At 47.2% G+C, this 19,131-nt stretch carries 14 protein-coding genes; 5 read left to right on the plus strand and 9 right to left on the minus strand.

Annotated features, from left to right (window positions below):
• Window positions 1-62: 62 nt before the first annotated feature.
• The 5 genes from GVN16_RS25705 (at window position 63) to GVN16_RS25725 (ending at window position 8,929) form a co-directional block, all read left to right on the plus strand.
• Window positions 63-3,200: a GH92 family glycosyl hydrolase gene (locus GVN16_RS25705; RefSeq protein ID WP_166566849.1), complete on the plus strand. Its 3,138-nt coding sequence runs from the start codon at window positions 63-65 to the stop codon at window positions 3,198-3,200.
• Window positions 3,201-3,262: 62 nt separating this feature from the next.
• Window positions 3,263-4,540, plus strand: a complete 1,278-nt coding sequence (locus GVN16_RS25710; protein ID WP_166566850.1) for a hypothetical protein — start codon at window positions 3,263-3,265, stop codon at window positions 4,538-4,540.
• Window positions 4,537-5,472: an ROK family protein gene (locus GVN16_RS25715; RefSeq protein ID WP_166566851.1), complete on the plus strand. Its 936-nt coding sequence runs from the start codon at window positions 4,537-4,539 to the stop codon at window positions 5,470-5,472. Before GVN16_RS25710 ends, GVN16_RS25715 begins: the two co-directional genes overlap by 4 nt.
• A 175-nt stretch (window positions 5,473-5,647) precedes the next feature.
• Window positions 5,648-7,417: a class I mannose-6-phosphate isomerase gene (locus GVN16_RS25720; protein ID WP_166566852.1), complete on the plus strand. Its 1,770-nt coding sequence runs from the start codon at window positions 5,648-5,650 to the stop codon at window positions 7,415-7,417.
• A gap of 159 nt (window positions 7,418-7,576) precedes the next feature.
• Entirely contained in the window at window positions 7,577-8,929 is a 1,353-nt protein-coding gene (locus tag GVN16_RS25725) for a sugar porter family MFS transporter (protein WP_166566853.1), read from the plus strand.
• A 256-nt stretch (window positions 8,930-9,185) separates the two neighbouring features.
• Here the strand turns inward: GVN16_RS25725 and GVN16_RS25730 are convergent, their stop codons facing one another.
• The 9 genes from GVN16_RS25730 to GVN16_RS25770 form a co-directional block, all read right to left on the minus strand.
• Entirely contained in the window at window positions 9,186-9,485 is a 300-nt protein-coding gene (locus GVN16_RS25730) for a helix-turn-helix domain-containing protein (RefSeq protein ID WP_166566854.1), read from the minus strand.
• Window positions 9,486-9,487: 2 nt separating this feature from the next.
• Window positions 9,488-9,823, minus strand: coding sequence for a type II toxin-antitoxin system RelE/ParE family toxin (locus GVN16_RS25735; RefSeq protein ID WP_166566855.1), 336 nt, complete (start codon window positions 9,821-9,823; stop codon window positions 9,488-9,490).
• A 128-nt stretch (window positions 9,824-9,951) separates the two neighbouring features.
• Complete coding sequence (locus tag GVN16_RS25740; protein WP_166566856.1) at window positions 9,952-10,572, minus strand: 3'-5' exonuclease; 621 nt, start codon at window positions 10,570-10,572, stop codon at window positions 9,952-9,954.
• A gap of 79 nt (window positions 10,573-10,651) precedes the next feature.
• A complete protein-coding gene (locus GVN16_RS25745) occupies window positions 10,652-11,116 on the minus strand; it encodes a hypothetical protein (RefSeq protein ID WP_166566857.1) in 465 nt (154 codons plus the stop codon).
• Between the two features lie 225 nt (window positions 11,117-11,341).
• Entirely contained in the window at window positions 11,342-11,752 is a 411-nt protein-coding gene (locus GVN16_RS25750; protein WP_166566858.1) for a GNAT family N-acetyltransferase, read from the minus strand.
• A 74-nt stretch (window positions 11,753-11,826) separates the two neighbouring features.
• On the minus strand, window positions 11,827-12,051 hold the full coding sequence (locus tag GVN16_RS25755) for an antibiotic biosynthesis monooxygenase (protein ID WP_205748998.1): 225 nt from the start codon (window positions 12,049-12,051) through the stop codon (window positions 11,827-11,829).
• Window positions 12,052-12,183: 132 nt separating this feature from the next.
• Window positions 12,184-13,449, minus strand: coding sequence for a type II toxin-antitoxin system HipA family toxin (locus tag GVN16_RS25760; RefSeq protein ID WP_166566859.1), 1,266 nt, complete (start codon window positions 13,447-13,449; stop codon window positions 12,184-12,186).
• A 2-nt stretch (window positions 13,450-13,451) separates the two neighbouring features.
• Window positions 13,452-13,718, minus strand: a complete 267-nt coding sequence (locus GVN16_RS25765) for a helix-turn-helix transcriptional regulator (protein WP_166566860.1) — start codon at window positions 13,716-13,718, stop codon at window positions 13,452-13,454.
• 340 nt (window positions 13,719-14,058) lie between these two features.
• Window positions 14,059-19,131 (minus strand): T9SS type A sorting domain-containing protein (locus tag GVN16_RS25770; protein WP_166566861.1); only part of this gene is annotated, 5,073 nt, incomplete at its 5' end.

The raw sequence follows: 19,131 nt of genomic DNA on the forward strand, positions 1-19,131 counted from the left end.
GCTTTTATGCTTAACTTTTGAGCATAATCCAAATCCCGAAACCTTAAATTAAAACGGCTGAAATGAGATTTTGTATTTTATATTTTTTGACGATCATTTGCCTGGACGGATTCTCCCAACAAACCATCTGGGAAATAGGGAAAAACGACCAGTCTGCCCGGGGAACGGCCCTGGCACCTAATGATTATAAGCGTTTTGTAGAACATGATTTTGGATTTGAAGACCGCTATTTCCTGATCGGACACTCCGATGCACAGAAAGAATGGCCTTATATACTGCCCGGCCCTGTCAACGGCTGGGGAGGTACCGGGAATACGGCCGGCATCAGGTCGCATTTCCTGAATATATTTTTTGACCTGGCTGTCAAACCGGCGTTGGGCAAGTGGACTTTTGTGACAGATATCCTCGAAACAGATTCTGCGGCTGCCCCATTGCTGAAAATCACCATCAACGGACAGTCCTGGAAGTTCAGACTGGAAAAAGGCCGCAGTGGTAAGAATCCGGAAGGGGCAATGTCAAACGCTAAAGAACAACTGTTAAAAATAGATATTCCCTCGGGACTGATCAGAGCAGGTCATAACGAAGTGAACCTGACGACGCTTGAAGGTGGGTGGCTGGTTTTTGATCAGCTCAAACTCGAAGGCCCGGCACAGGTGAAACTGGCCAATGCTGGTGATGTCCACATCAAAGACATCTATCCGGCGGATTATCAGACCTCGATTAACGGGAAAAATTATCAGCCGTTGCTGATTGACGTCGTCCACCTGAAAGGCACCCCGGTGCTGGAAATAAAACTGGACGGACAAAGCATCCTGAAACAGGACGTCGAGCAGGATGAATATGTGCTGGAAGCCCCGATGCCTGCGGTAAATCAGTTGAAAAGCAGTCAGTACCAGGTGCTGGTGAACGGGATTATAGTGAAACAGGGAAAGGTGAACAGGACGAAAAAAGCCCTGATTACGCCCTCCGGATATGTGAATACGATGACAGGGGCGGGCCATTCCAGGTGGATGATCGCTCCGGGACCCTGGATGCCGTTCGGGATGGTGAAACTGAGTCCTGACAACCAGAACAGCGGCTGGCAGGCAGGTTATGACCCGACTTTTGAATCGATCGGCACATTCAGCCACATTCATGAGTGGACAATGACCGGGCTGGGTACATTCCCGGTAACGGGGCCGCTGAAGAAAACTTCGGTGGGTGACCAGCGTGACCCGGAAAGCGGCTATCGCTCACGGTTCAATAAAGCTACAGAAGAAGCCCCGCTCGGGTATTACAAAGTGGACCTGACGGATTATAAAGTGACGGCAGAGCTGACTTCGACCACCAGGGCGTCGTTTCAGAAATATACTTACCGGGCCTCAGATGTTGGCCGGATCATGGTAGATCTGAAGGTGCCGACGGAATACCGCTATAAAATCAGATCCACACAAATTAAAAAAGTAAGTGACTACCGCATTGAGGGTTATAGCGACCAGTTGTCTGAAAATGTCTGGTCGAAAGATGCCAACCAGGAATACAAGGTGCATTTTGTGATGGAGTTTGACCAGCCGATCAAAAACTTCGGGGTCTGGCTTAACGACAAAGTCACCCCAAATGAAAACCTGACTGCCGAAAACGCTGAAAAAGCAGGTATGTATGTAGAGTTTGACACCAAAGTCAAAAAGGCTGTGCAGGTGCGGACGGGTATTTCTTATGTCAGCATTGAAAACGCAGCCCTTAACCTCAAAACAGAAATCAGTGATCCTTTCGGCTGGAGTTTTGAGAGGGTCAGGAACAACCAGAAAGCTGTCTGGGATGAATTGCTGGGACGTGTCAGCATCACAAGCCAGGACAAAAGAGAGAAAGAACGATTTTACAGCAATATGTACCGCTCACTCGCCAGTCGCAACATCTTCAGTGATGTGGACGGAAGCTGGGTCGACGCCGGTGAAACGGTCAGGAAATTCAGCAATCCTAATGATGTGGCCTTGGGCTGTGATGCTTTCTGGAACACCTTCTGGAACCTCAACCAGTTCTGGAACCTGATCACGCCCGAATGGTCATCCAAATGGGTGAAATCACAACTCGCCATGTATGACACAGGCGGCTGGCTGGCCAAAGGCCCGGCGGGGATGGAGTACATCCCGGTGATGGTGGCCGAGCATGAAATTCCACTGGTGGTGGCCGCTTACCAGATGGGTATCCGTGATTATGATGTCAATAAAGCCTTTGAGGCTGTACATAAAATGCAGACCACGCCTCCCGCCAGCGTGGGGGGAGGACTGGCCGGTAATCGTGACCTGGTAACTTACCTGAAGCACAAATATGTGCCGTATGATGAAGGGAGATTCTCCAACTCACTGGAATACAGTTATGATGACTGGACGGTTTCTCAGTTCGCCAAGTCATTAGGCAAGACCAAAGTCTATGAAGAGTTTAAAGACCGCGGCACCTGGTGGAAAAACGCCATTGATACGCAAACAGGCTACGCCAGGATGAAAGATGCCAAAGGCAACTGGCTGGCCGATTTCGATCCTTTCAAATCAGGAGCTAATCACCATTATGTAGAAGGAAATGCCTGGCAGCTGACCTATTTTGTGCCGCAGGACGTAACAGGCCTGGCTCAGCAAATCGGAGAAAAGACGTTTACAGACCGTTTGGAATGGGGTTTTGAAGAAAGCAATAAATGGCGTTTCAACGGCCCGAACGACCAGTACTGGGACTACCCGGTGGTGCAGGGCAACCAGCAGTCGATGCACTTTGCGGCCTTGTTTAACTGGGTGAAAAAGCCCTGGCTGACCCAGAAATGGAGCCGGGCGATTGTGAACCGCTACTATGGTCACGGGGTGTCTAATGCCTACCTGGGTGATGAGGACCAGGGGCAGATGAGTGCCTGGTTTGTGATGAATGCTTTGGGCTTGTTCCAGACAGACGGAGGATGCCGTGTGAACCCGGTATATGAAATTGCCAGTCCGATATTCGAAAAAGCGGTCATTAACCTCGGCGAAAAATACGGAAGAGGAAATACCTTTACGATAGAGGCAAAGAACACTTCAAGGAAGAATGTGTACGTACAAAAAGCTACCTTGAACGGAAAACCATTGCAGAATTTCTGGTTTGAAGCCTCAGATTTGCTGAAAGGCGGCAGTCTTGTCCTGGAAATGGGCCCTGAACCGAATAAGAACTGGGGAGTTGGTGTGATGCCTGTAGTCGATTAATAATACCATGAAGGAGTTAAGATCATTAAGTCTTAGTCCCTCCAAGATGAAAAACAAAAAACATGAAAAAACTAATCCTGATATTGATTTTAGCGAGTGTGCATGGGTTTGCACAGAAAAATACAGACTTGTATCAAAAGATAAAAAGTGACCAAACCTTAAAATCCGTCAAAGAAAAAGCATTGGAAGTCGTTAAAACCGGCTTCAATGCCGGTGACGGTTATGGAGAGGTGTGGATCAGGGACTATAACACTTTCCTGACGCTGTCGGCGGCGGTGCATCCTCACGAAACCCTGAAAGAGAACCTGAGGGTGTTTTTCAGACTACAGGGAAAGGACGGTAACATTGTAGACGGTTTTATCCCGATCGAAAAGGCACGGGCTTCCAAAGTGGGGTATGAGTACATTTTTACCGACCTGGAAAAACAATACGCCGGGCACAAAAACACCGTAGAAACTGACCAGGAGTCTTCGCTGCTGCAGGCAGTGTACCGCTATGTCAAAGTAACAGGTGACAAGGCTTTTCTGAAAGAAAAAATCGGTGGAATAAGCGTGGAAGACCGGATGGCTAAAGCCGTGGATTTCCTGCTGAAACACCGCTGGAATGAACAATACGGTCTGATCTGGGGGGCTACTACAGCTGACTGGGGTGATGTGCAACCTGAGCATGACTGGGGCGTTTACCTGACGAAAGATACCCACCTGGCCATCGATATTTATGACAACGCCATGCTGATCATTGCCCTGGACAACCTCATGAACCTGGTGCCTCAGCAGAAAGCGAAATGGCAGCCCGTCAGAAAGAGACTGGCGGTGAATACCATGAAACATCTGTGGGATACCCGAAACAACAAGTTTATCCCGCACCTTTATCTGAACGGTTCGCCTTTCCCGGCAAGCCTGGATGAAAACAAGATATACTATCATGGCGGAACGGCGGTGGCGATTGAAGCGGGGCTGTTGAATAAACAACAGATCAAAGTTTCACTGGATAAGATGATTGATAACGTCAGACAATCCGGAGCGGCTACCATTGGTCTCACTTTGTACCCGACTTATCCGGCCGGGAGTTTTAAAAACAAAGGCATGTATCCTTATGGCTACCAGAACGGCGGCGACTGGACCTGGTTTGGCGGACGGATGATTCAGCAGCTGATCCGGTATGATTTTGACCGGGAAGCTTACGAACAACTTCAGCCCATGCTGAAAAGAGTGATTGATAACAAGGGTTTCTTTGAATGGTATACTGTTGACAATAAGCCCAAAGGCTCGGGCACGTTCAGGGGTGAAGCCGGGGTATTGTATGAGGTCATCCTGGCCCTGGATAAGAAAACAAAATGAAAAAAGACATCGTCATAGCCATGGACCTGGGGGGAACCCGGATCAAACTCGGGTTGGTCAGCGGACCTGAGGTTCTGGCAAGTCTGGAAACGGATGCCTGTTCAGAGCAGGGCCTGGCTCAGCGGCTACCCGGAATTGCGGAGGCGATCAGGGGGCTTCTGGCACAGAAATCTATAGGTAACGAAGCCTTAAAAGGCGTAGGGATAGCTATTCCGGGCATCGTGGATTCTGTTCACAAAAAGGTGCTGACGATCAACGATAAATACGGAGATGTCATTTCCCTCGACCTTGAGAAATGGGCTGCTGAGCACTTCGGCGTGCCTCTGGAGATAGAGAACGACACAAGGGCCGCTTTACTGGGTGAATGGAAGTTCGGCAACGGCCGGGGTTACAACGACGTCGTATTAATGACTTTAGGAACGGGCATTGGAACATCTGCCGTCATAGAAGGAAAAATACTGAGAGGGAAGCATTTCCAGGCAGGTATCCTCGGCGGGCATTTTATCGTCAATCCCAAAGGAAGGCTTTGTAACTGCGGCAATGTGGGCTGTGCAGAGGCAGAGGCTTCGACCTGGAACCTGGCAGAAATAGTGTCGGCTCATAACAGTGTTGCTGATAGTGAGGAGGTTGATGCCGGAAAACTGGATTTTAAGCTTATTTTTGAACTGGCAGCCGATGGGAATCAATGGGCCAAAACGATCAGAGGCGAATGCCTCGAAGTCTGGGCTGCCTGTGCCTTTAACCTTGTGCAGGCCTACGACCCTGAGGTGCTGATTCTGGGTGGCGGCATCATGGCCAGCCGCGATCATATCTTACCGCACATACAAAGCAAACTAAAAGGAAATTCCTGGTGCAGCTGGGGTGAAGTGAAGGTATTGGAAGCCTCACTTAAAAACACTGCGGCCCTCCTTGGAGTAGGGAGTCTTTTTTGACGGAGAAAGGAGGGAAGGAGAACTGAAAAAGGAGTATGTTTTGCTCTGCTTGGAAGATGATTAAATTCGTCCTCCAACAAAATCCTTTCTCCATTGTCCTTTCTCCCCGTCCGACCTGGTCGTCAGGCGGGGCGGGCTTTCTCCATAATACAATAACATTTAATCATTAAAAGCCTTGAAGAACTCAAATTTTTGCAAATTTCCGAAAATAAAAGTAGAAGGGCATCACTGTGCCGTGGGGTGGGAGGAAATATCAAAAACACTCGGAAACCGCCTCAACAGTATTAATAAACCCAAAAAAGTGGTGGCCCTGGAAACCTATCACGGGGTGTTTGAGGAGGAAATCATCAGCGGCTTACAGCTGGCCGATGTGTCGGTAGTCAGAACGCAGGCTTGTTTCAAAACGGAAGAAGAAATCAGTTGCATGGTGCAGGAGTTTGTGACGGATGATCCGGTTTTCGGGTTTGTGAGTCCGCTGGAGCTCGATGCCTTCATTGATCAAAATAAATTATCCCGTTTAACTGACGATATCCTGGCGGCGGATGTTGCCGTAGTGTTGGTTGTGGGTCCCGGAGCGAGTTTAGTTTATCCGGGTTATGACCTGCTGGTTTATGCTGATATGCCCCGCTGGGAAATCCAGTTGCGGTTCAGAAAGAACCAGATTGCTAACCTGGGAGCTGCAAATCATCACGATATCTTCTCATATCAGTATAAAAGGGCCTTCTATGTAGACTGGAAAGTACTGGACCGCCACAAGAAAACGCTGATGGACCGGTGGGATGAGGTGCTCGACACCACTATTCCGGGTAGTCCGCGGATGATTTCAGGAGCAGCCATGAAGGTGGCTTTAGAGGCGACCATCAACCGGCCGTTCCGTGTTATACCGTTTTTTGATCCGGGACCCTGGGGTGGGCAGTGGCTGAAGGAGGTCTGCGACCTCGACCGCTCTGCCGTCAACTACGCCTGGGGCTTTGACTGTGTGCCGGAAGAAAACAGCCTGATGTTTGATTTCAACGGAAATACGGTGGAGATTCCTTCCGTCAATCTGGTCTACGCTCACCCGCGATCTTTGCTGGGTAACAAGGTTTTTGATGCTTTCGGAGCAGAATTTCCGATCCGGTTTGATTTCCTGGATACCATGGAGGGCGGCAACCTGAGTTTGCAGGTGCATCCTTTGCATGAGTACATGAAGGAGAATTTCGGCATGCCTTATACCCAGAACGAAAGCTATTATTTCCTGGATGCGGGCGATGAGGCCTTCGTTTACCTGGGTCTGAAAGAAGGGACTGATACCTCGAAAATGTGGGAAGAACTGGAAGTGGCCAATGAATTCGGAGAGCCTTTTGATGCTGAAAAATACGTAGAAAAATGGCCGGTTAGAAAGCACGACCATGCCCTGATCCCTGCCGGAACGATACATTGTTCGGGAGCAGACAGTGTGGTGCTGGAGATCAGTGCCACACCGTTTAACTTCACTTTCAAACTCTGGGACTGGGGTAGAACCGGCCTTGACGGTCACCCGAGACCGATCTCCCTGGAACATGGCAAAAACAATGTGGTGGAAGAAAGAAAGACCCATTGGACCAGCCATCACCTGCTCAACCAGGTTGAGATAGTTGGCTTTGGCGACGGCTGGCGTGAAGAACGGACCGGTCTGGATGAACATTCATTTATAGAAACCCGCAGGCATTGGTTTACCCAGCCTGTGACACACCATACCAACGGAATAGTCAATGTCCTGAACCTGATTGAAGGCCGGGAGGCGATCGTAGAAAGTCCGGACAATGCCTTTGAGCCCTTTGTGATCCATTATGCAGAAACTTTTATTGTACCGGCTGCCGTGGGAACTTATATTGTTCGTCCATTCGGCGAAAGTGAGGGGAAGCAGATCGGGACGATCAAAGCATCTGTAAGGACAGAGAACCTGGGAGATTTTATGGGCTGAAACGTTTGCCGTTTTTATCGCTAAGATGCAAAAAAGCAGCATGTTAATACCCCCTGTAGCTATTTCATTACAAAGTCACACTTAATTTGTTTATAGATTAATCATAAAGTCCTGTTTATCTTGCCTGCAAGGTACCTATCAAGACAAACCAACCTTAAAATGAGCAGTACACAAAACCGGAAATACGTTTATAAAGCCACATTGGTAGCCGCAGTGGGTGGCCTTTTGTTTGGTTATGACACCGCCGTCATAGCCGGGGCCATCGGTTTTTTACAGATCAAATTCAATCTTTCTGCCGTTATGACGGGCTGGGTGGCTTCCTGTGCCCTGCTAGGTTGCATTGCGGGGGCGATGTTCGCCGGGGCATTGAGCGACCGTTTCGGACGGAAGAAAATACTGATCCTGTCGGCCGTTCTGTTTGCTGTTTCCTCTGCAGGGATAGTGGTGCCTGCGGGGCTTAATTCTTTTGTATTTTTCAGGATCATCGGAGGCCTGGGCATAGGTGTGGCCTCGATGCTCGCTCCTATGTACATCACCGAAATAGCCCCGGCAGAGCAGCGGGGAAGGCTGGTTTCCATTAATCAGCTCGGTATTGTGAGCGGCATTCTGCTGATTTATTTTGTCAACGCCTGGATAGCCGGATGGCACGACGAAGCCTGGAATGTGGAAACCGGGTGGAGGTACATGTTCGGTTCAGGGGTGATTCCTTCGGCGGTATTTTTTGTGCTGTTGTTTTCAGTACCCGAAAGCCCGAGGTGGCTGGCTCAGCAGGGGCAACATGACAACGCCCTGGCTATTCTCATCAGGATCAACGGCAAGGAAAAAGCTTCTAAAGAGCTTATCGGTATACAGCACGAACTGGATACACAGCAACCCGGCTCACTGGCTGAAATCCTCAAGCCCGGTCTTCGTAAAGCCCTTTTTATCGGTATTGTGCTGGCTATGTTTTCACAGGTGACAGGCATTAACGCCATCATGTATTATGCCCCCGAGATCTTTAAATCGACGGGAGACGGCTCTTCTTCAGCTCTGCTGCAGACGGTGCTGGTAGGAGTGGTGAATTTCCTTTTTACGCTCGTGGCGATTAAGTATGTAGACCAGTCGGGGAGGAAGAAGCTCCTGCTGGCCGGTTCAGGTGGTATGGCCGTTTGTCTGGCTGTCATCGGGTCTGCCTTCCATTTTGAGATGGCACAGGGTTACCTGGTATTGATATCGATCCTGGCTTATATTGCTTTCTTTGCTCTTTCGCTGGGGCCGCTTACTTTTGTGGTAGTGGCTGAGATTTTCCCGAACAGGGTCCGCGGTCTGGCGATGTCCATCTGTATTTTTGTGTTGTGGATGTGTGTGTTTATGGTTTCCCAGTTTTTCCCGGTCTTGCTGGAATCCATCGGCAGTGCCCGGACGTTCTGGATATTTATGATCTTATCGATTCTGGCCTTCATTTTTGTCTGGCTGGCCGTCCCCGAAACCAAGGGCAAGTCGCTGGAAGACATGGAAAAAATATGGAGCTAGCTGTCCCGCGTCTTCAGACGCACCGGACGGCGGAATACGGTCTCTGACCGTTGTTTCGGGGGATACGGATGTACTTTACCACCATGAAGGCATTAAGTCCATTAAGAATACATGAAGAAGATTTCGTAGAATGACTTAATGAAATCCCTTAATGACTCTTAATTTCTTCATGGTTTTGAATGTAGTTTGCGGGATGGCGAAACGCTGCTCGGATTCCCGCTTTCCTTACGTCTGCACAGCTTTGAGAGCGGTATTTTCAAAGATATGTCAACCCGATTTTTTTGTTTAAACCTATTTCAAAAATCCTGATTAAAGTAGAAAGTTGAATGTTTCCTCTGCCGTTTTCAATTTTTGAAATGTAGCTTTTCTTGGTACCCGCTTTTTCAGCTAACTGCTCTTGTGTAAGATTTGCATTTCTCCGGGCTTCTTTAAGCATTTCACTGATAATGAACATCTGAGAGTGCTCTTCATATCTGTTCCGGCTCTCTGTTCCTATTTTTCCGTGTTCAAGGTCGATTAACTCATCGAATGATTTGATGTTTTCGTATTTTTTCATGGTTATTTCTTTTGCTGAAAATATTTATTCATTAACTCTATTCCTCTCTCTATTTCATTTTTCGGGGTCTTTTGAGTCTTCTTTTGAAAACCGTTGAAAAGTATCACCAGTTTACCTTCGTCAAAACAACAGAATATCCTGTAAATATTAGATTGATACTCTATCCTTATTTCATATAGACCTTCTGTTCCAGTCAGGTGTTTCAAAAACTTTTCCGGAATCCTGTCAACCTGTTTTATTAACTCAAGAACATACTGAATTTTATCTTTTACTTTTTGATCTTGCTCCCGATAGAACCGGATAAAATGCTCTTCATAAAATAGGATTGTTCTTGTCATAAGAACAAAGTTATCTTAAAAGATAACTTTTTCAAAATATATTTTGAAATTAGTAACGTATTATACTGCTCTCCGGTCAGAGACCGGATGACACCATCCTTACGTCTGCAGACGTTGGAGAGCCAGAGCTATTTCCAGACGTAACTTTTTCGCTCTTTCGCCTTCCGGATACTGGAGACCGGTTTGTAACCTCCTTCAAAAAGCTGACCGGGTTTTACCATCAGTTTTTCGGGGAAGTCGTCAATTGAGGTCACCCCGGCTTTCGTGAACGCTTTAATGACCAGCTCTGCCGTGGCCCGGCTGTCGGGGCCTGCCCGGTGGTGTATGAGGTCGATGTTATTGAACTGGCACAAAGTTTTCAGGTCGTAACGGGGAAGGCCCAGCCACACTTTTTTAGAGAATATATAACTGCATGAGTAATGAAGTTCGGGAAACGGCAGGTGATAGGTTTCGAGCGTTTTCCGCAAAACACTTAAATCGAAAGCGGCATTGTGGGCAATCAGCAACTGGTTTTCAAGCAGGGGCCTTAACTCTTCCCAAAGCGTATCGAACTCAGGTTGATCAGCCACGTCCTCAGGCGTAATGCCGTGAATCAGGATATTGAAATAATCGAATGCATTGTACTTCGGTCTGATCAGCCAGGACTTTGTCTCAGTAATCTGCCAGTCTTTCACAAACGTCAGCCCGATTTCGCAGGGGCTGTTCCGCTGTGCATTAGCTGTTTCAAAGTCTATTGTGATGAAGTTCATTTGGCAAAGATAGGGGATTATTGATTTATATGAGGCTTTCTCATTTTCATTTGCAAATGGAACAGTAGAAATGGGCTTTTCATCTTAAACCCTCCATCTCCGCATATCTCTCCATCTCCGGAAAAACCTCTTCCTCAAACGTCATCAGGAAGTCGAGAATGGTCTGGTATTTTTCTTCAGTGAGCTCAATGCTCATGTAGGGCTGGTCTTGGCGGTCGGAGGGGCCGTGAATGACCGGGCTATTGAGGCTGTACCTGGCGTGGGTAAAGAAGTCCACGAGGTGTTGGAGGACCTCAAGTCTGGTCTCGTATTTCCCGGCGATTTCAGGGAATAACTCTGCAAATTTCTTCCTGACTTCGATAAAGGATTTTTGCTTCCAGGGGTTTTGCTGTTGCTCAAAAGAGCTGCTGCTTTGTTTATAGCTTTCCATCAGGCCGGGGTCCGACTGCAGGATGACCAGGTCAGTCATCACATTCCGGATCCACAGGGTTAGGGCGAGCAGATGCCCGGCCATTTTCATGTGATCCTGTGTGTGTTCTTTCATCGGTGGCGTAAGGTTGATTGAATTTTTATTACACCAGTCAAAATAAACACAAGTCCCTGTAATTATTTTTCAGCAGGTGATTATTTAAGTAATTTTCGCTATTTTATAGTAGTTCAAAGCCTCTCATGAAAGGCTTTTAGAGTTTCTTCCATAAGAGCTTTGTTTACCGGTCAGAGACCGGGTGTCGCCATCCTTACGTCCGAAGACGTTGGATAGCTGCAACTGTCAATGCTCATCCCCACCATAAATCCACATCGGTACCGTATTTCCGGCACGGGTAAAGCCTGCTTTCTGGTAGAAATCGACTGTCTGACTGTCGGAGGTCAGCATCTGCATGTGAAAATGGCCGTATTTTTCCTGCATCTTCTTCATAATCATCTGCCCGATTCCTTGTCCCTGGTAGTCAGGATGGATCAGCAGATGAGGGTAATAGACCACCAAATGCCCGTCAGAAATGGCATTGCCGATACCTGCCAGCCGCTCTCCGTCCCAGGCTGAGAGTAGGGTGTGGGAGTTGGTCAAAGCGTTGTACAGCTCGGTTGGTTTGTCCGCCGAACTCCATTTGTTGGCCCGGTACAAGGCAATGATGTCTTCTTTATCGATGTCCCTTCTTTCTGAGATCGTAATATTGCTCATTTGCTTACTTCGATAAGGGTTTCATAGTGTTCGACTGTCGGGAACGGTTCATAATAAGCGTGCAACAGGTTTCGTCAGTGCTGATAAGGTTCCGATTGCCTGAAGCCTACGGTGTGGTCTTCGAGCGTTTCCCAGTCTACCAGCAGGATGTATTTGCCGGGCTGTTCCAGGCACCGTCTTAATGAATGACGAATATAACCCTTCACGGAACTGATGTATTGTCCGGCGATTTCAAAATCTGTTTCAAATGCCTTTTCCTTTCCGGGCAATACCTGAAGAATGGCGAGTTCCAGTATCATGTTTCTGAATGGTTTGATCCAGGTACAATAGTAAGGATAATACAGGTGGATTTCAAGTGATATGCCCTTCTTTACGGGGTTTTACGGGGAAGATTTGCTAAGGCCTTAATGATGAGTTTGTGAATGAAAGTATTACAGTAGCTTATTGAAATCTCTTTTAATACTCTCAATGATTTTGCCGGGAATATGAAGCTCATGGGCATGTTGCTCCCATATATCTGTGGCATTCAGCGTTTTTTCGATGATGCCTCTGGCGTTTTTGATGGTATATTTATCGGCGATGCTTAGTACGTCATTCAACAGAATATCAGCTCTTTTGTAATTAACCGACAGGGCCCTGGAAGTCCTTTTGTAATTCAGTAAAGGGTTCAGCGAATAAGTCAGGTCATAAGCCGGGGATAAATTCCATTTGTCGCTGGTTTCGTCATAAATAAAAGAGTGATTTTTGAGGTGGTCGTCGGTATTGCAGAACACAATATTGAAGATCATCCGTCGGAAAAGCTCATCCGTTTCCCTATGCGGCAGTTTAAGGTAAACAGCCAGCTCGAAAAGGTTTTCGTACCGGGAGAATTCAGGGTCTTTAAAATCCCAGCCCGTCATGCCGGTAGCTGTCAGAATATGTTTTCTTTTACCATTCTGCCTGTCAAATCGCAGTGTAGCAAAGTGTTTCTGATCAATTAACCTGGAAGGCATCATCGAAATACCCAGGGTAATGGCTGTCAGGTAATAACTGTATTCGATGATTTCCCTGTTGTAGCCGAGGTCATCATCAAGAGATAATTTCACCAGGTAGTGATTAAATTTCTCAGAGTATTCCAGGTCGCCCGGAATGATTTCTGCCGTTTCTTTATTTTCAGAGATGAGTATCTTGGGTCTGGCACCCCCTGCTGAAGTTCCGATTTTGAAGATGTTGAGCAATGACTGGCTGTTCAATTGGTCAGCTGAAACAGACCGCTTGTTGTCCAGTACTTTTTTCAGAACATCTGTGATTTCGTCCAGGTTAATGGTAGCGTTTTCGGGAATGTGTTTCGCGGGTTGGTAACTCAGGGCCCCCATGCCACGGTTAGCTACATAGGCGAGTTGCTCGATGACCGATATTTTATCAGAGTTTTTTTGATTGGACTCCAGCCATGTTTTAAAAATGATATGCCCGAACATGTCGGGAAGAGAGTCGGCGATCATCGGAGGCAAACCCCTGAATGTTTCGTTTTCAAACTGACTGAAAACCTGTGTCTGTGCTGTCCTTTTAAAGATGAGCGGGAAAATATTCTGATACAAGCCTTCTTTAAGGAAGGCCGGGTGATATTGAAAAAAGGATTTCTTCTGGTCTTCGTCATACCCGATTTTTCCGATTTCCCGTTCAAAGCAGTACAGGTCTATGATTTTATTTCCGGCCATAATCAGTAAAGTGAGCTATAGTTGCGGTTTTTGATTTCGTCGTCTACGAAATGATCGAATTTCTCCAATATATCGAAGTGCTGAAAAACCTTTAGGAGGGTATCTAAAGTGATGTTTTTACCCGATTCCAGGTTTTGTATGGTGATTCTCGACAAGTCCAGCGTCACAGCCAGTTGATCCTGTGATAAATTTTCTTTTTTTCTCAGAAGCTTCACCAGGTTGCCGGTTTTGATTTTGATATCTTTTATAGTTAAAGTTTCAAAAAGCATATTTTGTATATTATATTATGTAAATATGGTAAAATTTATTGAATATGTATATTATAATATTCATTTATTGAAACTTATGTAATTTATTCACATGATTATTATAATATGCAAAAATATAGAAAAATATATATAATGCATATTTTATTATGTATTATGCTCTGTGGTAAACCCTGTTTCACTATTTGTGCAATAAATCCTGCTGTTTCATGAATTGTGAAACAATAATCAGGTCTATTACCATAAAGAAACGAAGCTCATTAAGAGAGACATTGAGATTAACCCAAAAGAAAACCCTCACCAAATGATGAGGGCTTCTGAAAATATAATTTATAAGGAGGTTCTAGTCAATTTTCACGATCCTGACGGTTTTGTTTTCCTGAGGTGTTCTTAAGTTAAGCAAATAGGTGCCTGAAGCGAATTTACCCAGTGATAGCTGCTTCCGGATGGTTTTTCCTGAGCCTTGTATCTGTTCCGAGAATAAGTTTCTACCGTTAAGATCGGTGACGTGCAACTGTGCTGAAGTTTCCTTAGGAAGCCTGATCAGCAGGTCCAGAAGGTCGTTTGTCGGGTTGGGTCCTGCAGAAAGCTCCAGGCTGACGATTTCTTCTGTGATCAGCTGTTTTTCAGGTTCGGTGATTTCTTTCTTCTCGCCTGACTTACGGGCTTTTCTGGCAAGGACTGCCTGATCCTGTTCTTTGTTGTCATCACAACCAGTTCCGGTTCCGTTCCATTGCACATGCCTTCCTGACTTGATTTTGTCGGCTACAAAGAGTCCGTACATCTGGGTAGGAGTGTCTTCAGACGATCTTCTGAGGGTCATGTTACGATCTGAATGAATGGAAGCATGCACCTGTGCACCTTTGGAGATGACGGTGTTTTTGCCGGTGAATATTTTGGCATCCTGGGCTGCTTCGTTGATGATCACCTCTTTGCCGATGCTCATTTTCTTACTGATCACCAGGAAGGTCTGTTGTCCGAAGACAATTTTAGCCCCTTTTTTGAGAGAAAGTTTTTTGATGAATACATCGCTTTTTGAGCTGAAAGTCAGGGTGGCATCCCTGCCTACTTTAACATTGCCGTAATGGTCTTCATTAGCCGAAACAGACTGGCCTTTTTTAACTTTGAGTTTTTTCTTGTCGTTAAAGGTGTTTTCGCGGAAAGGATCAGGGGTTGGGGCCAGACCTTTCATGTAAGAAGAGGCACTGCTTTCAGAATCAAAATCCTTACCGTCGGCTTTAACGAATGTCCCGGTGGCATTGACGAGGGTCTTGATAAGTTTTACTTTTTTGCCCGAATTGATGATCCCCACCCCACCGGTATTGACTTTGTTGCGATTAAGGGTAACCTTATCAAAAGCAATGACGGCATATGAACAAGGACAAACACCCAGCGGATCGGTGACGATGACTTCCTGCAGAGCAGAAGAAGTATTGCCACTGGCATCTTTGACCGTCAGCCTGACTTTGTTGACGCCAAGACTTGAGCAGGAGAAAGCGGTTTTGGAGATGGTCGTTTCAACAATACCGCAATTGTCGGATGAACCGCCGTTGAGCTGAGCAGCAGTCAGCGAAGCAGTTTTCTCGGCACTCAACTCTAAAGTAACGGCTTTGGTGACCACTACCGGGGCGATGGTGTCGAGTACCGTCACACTAAAGTTGACGGAAGTTTTATTGTCACTTTTATCTGTAACCGTTAAAGAAACGGTTTTTACCCTCAGATCACTGCAGATGAAAGAGGTATTGGACACAATGAGAGATTTAATGCCGCAGTTATCAGAAGAACCGTTATCGGCCATCTGGGCAGTGATGTTCGCCAGTCCTGTTTTATCCAGGTAAACGGTCAGGTTTTTCGCCAGGGCAACAGGGGCTATGTCATCAATGATGGTAACGACAGCTACAGCAGAAGCGGTATTGCCACCGGCATCTTTAACGGTCAGCGTCACATTATTGGGGCCGGCTGAGGTACAATCAAAATCAGTTCTGGACAGAGAAAGCTCGGTGATCGAACAGTTATCAGATGAACCGTCATTGATGTCGGCCGCTTTGATGGAAACTTTACCTGAAGCATCCAGTTTTACAGAGATGTTTTTAACTTTAGCTACCGGGGCAGTTTTGTCAGATACCGTCACCAGGGCATAGCCTTCTGAAGTATGGCCGTGGATATCAGTGATATACAGGGCGACTTGTTTGGTGCCCAGGTCGTTACACCCAAAAACATTCTGGGATATTTTCATGGAACCGATGCCGCAATTGTCAAAAGAGCCGTTGTTGATATCACCCGGGCTGATGGTGGCTTGCCCTGCCGCGTTGAGCGTTACACTGATGTTTTTGGTTCTGACGGTCGGAAGTGTCTCATCCACCACATGGAAAGTAGTAGTACAGGATGAACTGGCTCCGAACGGATCCTTGACGGTCATCGTCACCTGGTGGGTGCCTGCCGAAAACGGACCTGCAGGAGAGAGTGAATAAGTCAGGGGATCGCCGTCGACATCATAAGATTCGGATCCTACTCTGAACGGTGTCACGGAGGCAGTACAGTTAGGCCCGGCCGGAACTGTAAAGGAGTTACAAACAGCAACGGGAGCGGTATTACATTTTGTCGCACTGACCGTGATGCTGGCAGTCGACGAACAACCACCTGCATAAAATACAGTAACAATGTAAGTGCCTGTGACAGAGGCATTATAGACCCTGGTTGTTTCACCGGTATTCCAGAGATAAGAATCTCCCGCGGACGCGATAAGGTTAACAGACGAACCCTTGCAGAAATTTGCCGGGCCATCGGCATAGACAGAGGCCACCGGGGCTGAAGGATTGCTCAGCGTAACAGGAGTGCTGACAGAACCTACGCAGCCGCCGTTGTTGATCGAAAAACCGCTGTAAGTACCACCCGGAAGACCTGAAAGGGTAAAGCTGTTGCCCGAAACAGTTACATTTTGAGGAGATCCTGAACCTGTATAAGACAGGCTGTAAGTTCCGTTGGAAAGTCCTGAAGTCAGGAAGGTAATGCTGCCGTTGCTACTGCCGCAAGTATTCGGAGAACTGAATGAATTAACGGCCAGAGTATGGGCAGCCGGATCGGTCAGGGTAACCGGACCGGCAGGCGAATTGGTATAAGTATTAAAAGTAATGGTAAAATTACTGTAGGAACCTGCAGAAAGCCCTGACAAAGTAAAAGCTCCGGATGTAATACTAACAGAAGCAGAGGCAGGTGATCCGCCTTTGAGATAATCAAGGGTGTATGAGCCGTCGGGCAGGTTGACAGAAGTGAAACTGATGCTTCCGTTGACTGCAGAGCAGACAGACGGGTTGACAGATGAACCGGCAGCCAAAGTATGAGTAGCGGGGCTGGCAACCACCACCGGGCCTGCTGCTGTGGCATTACAACCACTGACGGTAATTGAAAAGGCGGTGTATGATCCTGCGGCTAAGCCTGTCAGGGTAAATGCCCCGGAGGCAACGGTAACGGAAGCCGAGGCCGGTGATCCGCCAAAGGAGTAATTGAGGGTATGGGACCCGTTCGAAACAGTGGTCGTAAAGGCAATGCTTCCGTCAGAGCCGCCATAAAGTGTTACAGGAGTGGCTACTCCCGGTGTAAGCGTCGGAGCAGAAGGGTCTGTCAGTGTTTTTGACCCTGATGCCGAACTTGTACAACTGCTAACAGTTATTGAGAATGAGGAATATGATCCAGCTATAAGGCCAGATAGCGTAAATGCCCCTGAAGCAACCGTAACAGAAGCCGTTTTGGCCGCTCCATCATTATAGTTCAAAGTATAAGTTCCATCGGCTAAAGTGGTGGTGAAGGCAATGCTTCCGTTTGTTCCGCCACAGGTAGTCGGATTCACAGCTGAACCCAAGGTTAATGTTGCGGTGCTCGGATCAGTCAGGTTTCTTGATCCCGAAGCTGAGCTTGTGCAACTGCTCACGGTTATTGAGAATGATGAGTATGATCCCGCTGGAAGGCCTGATAACGTAAAGGCTCCCGAAGCTACTGTAACGGAAGCCGTTTTGGCTGCCCCATCTGAGTAATTCAGAGTGTAAGTGCCATCCGCTAAAGTAGTGGTGAAAGCGATGCTTCCGTTTGTTCCGCCGCAGGTGCTTGGATTAACAGAAGAGCCTAAGGTCAATGTTGCCGTACTTGGATCTGTCAGGTTTCTTGATCCCGAAGCCGAGCTTGTACAGCTGTTCACCGTTATCGAGAATCCTGAGTATGATCCTGCTACAAGTCCTGATAACGTAAAGGCCCCTGAAGCTACAGTAACAGACGCTGTTTTAGCTGCTCCGTCAGAGTAATTCAACGTGTAAGTGCCATCCGCTAAAGTGGTCGTGAAGGCAATGCTTCCGTTTGTGCCGCCGCAGGTGGTTGGATTAACAGCTGAGCCTAAAGTCAATGTCGCCGTAGTCGGATCAGTGAGCGTCCTTGATCCTGATGCTGAACTAATACATCCAGTAACAGTTATGGAGAATGAATTATAAGTTCCAGCCGTAAGTCCCGATAGGGTAAATGCCCCTGAAGCCACCGTAACTGAAGCCGTTTTGGCCGCTCCATCATTATAGTTCAAAGTGTAAGTTCCATCTGCTAAAGTAGTGGTGAAAGGAATACTTCCGTTTGTCCCACCGCAAGTGCTTGGGTTTACAGCTGAACCCAAAGTCAATGTCGCCGTAGTCGGATCAGTCAGGTTTCTTGATCCTGAGGCTGAGCTTGTACAACTGCTCACGGTTATTGAGAATGAAGAATATGATCCTGCCGGAAGTCCTGATAGCGTAAATGCCCCGGAAGCTACTGTAACAGAAGCGGTTTTAGCTGCTCCGTCAGAGTAATTCAAAGTGTAACTTCCATCCGCTAAAGTAGTCGTGAAAGCGATGCTTCCGTTTGTGCCGCCACAGGTGGTTGGGTTTACAGGAAAACCTAAAGTCAATGTGGCCGTGCTAGGATCGCTCAGAGTGGTTGATCCTGAGGCTGAGCTTGTACAACTGCTCACGGTTATCGAGAATGAAGAATATGATCCAGCCGGAAGTCCTGATAAAGTGAACGCACCTGAAGCTACCATAACAGAAGCGTTTTTAGCTGCCCCGTCAGAGTAATTTAAAGTGTAAGTCCCATCCGCCAAAGTGGTGGTGAAGGCGATGCTTCCGTTTGTTCCGCCACATGTGGTTGGATTAACAGCTGAGCCCAAGGTCAATGTCGCTGTACTAGGATCGCTCAGAGTGGTTGATCCTGAGGCTGAACTTGTGCAGCCTGTGACAGTTATTGAGAATGAGGAATATGATCCAGCTATAAGGCCAGATAGCGTAAATGCCCCTGAAGCAACCGTAACAGAAGCCGTTTTCGCTGCACCATCATTATAGTTCAAAGTATAAGTTCCATCGGCTAAAGTGGTGGTGAAGGCAATGCTTCCGTTTGTTCCGCCACA

Source organism: Emticicia sp. CRIBPO (genome assembly GCF_009905725.1).
In the GTDB taxonomy this organism is placed as follows: domain Bacteria; phylum Bacteroidota; class Bacteroidia; order Cytophagales; family Spirosomataceae; genus Leadbetterella.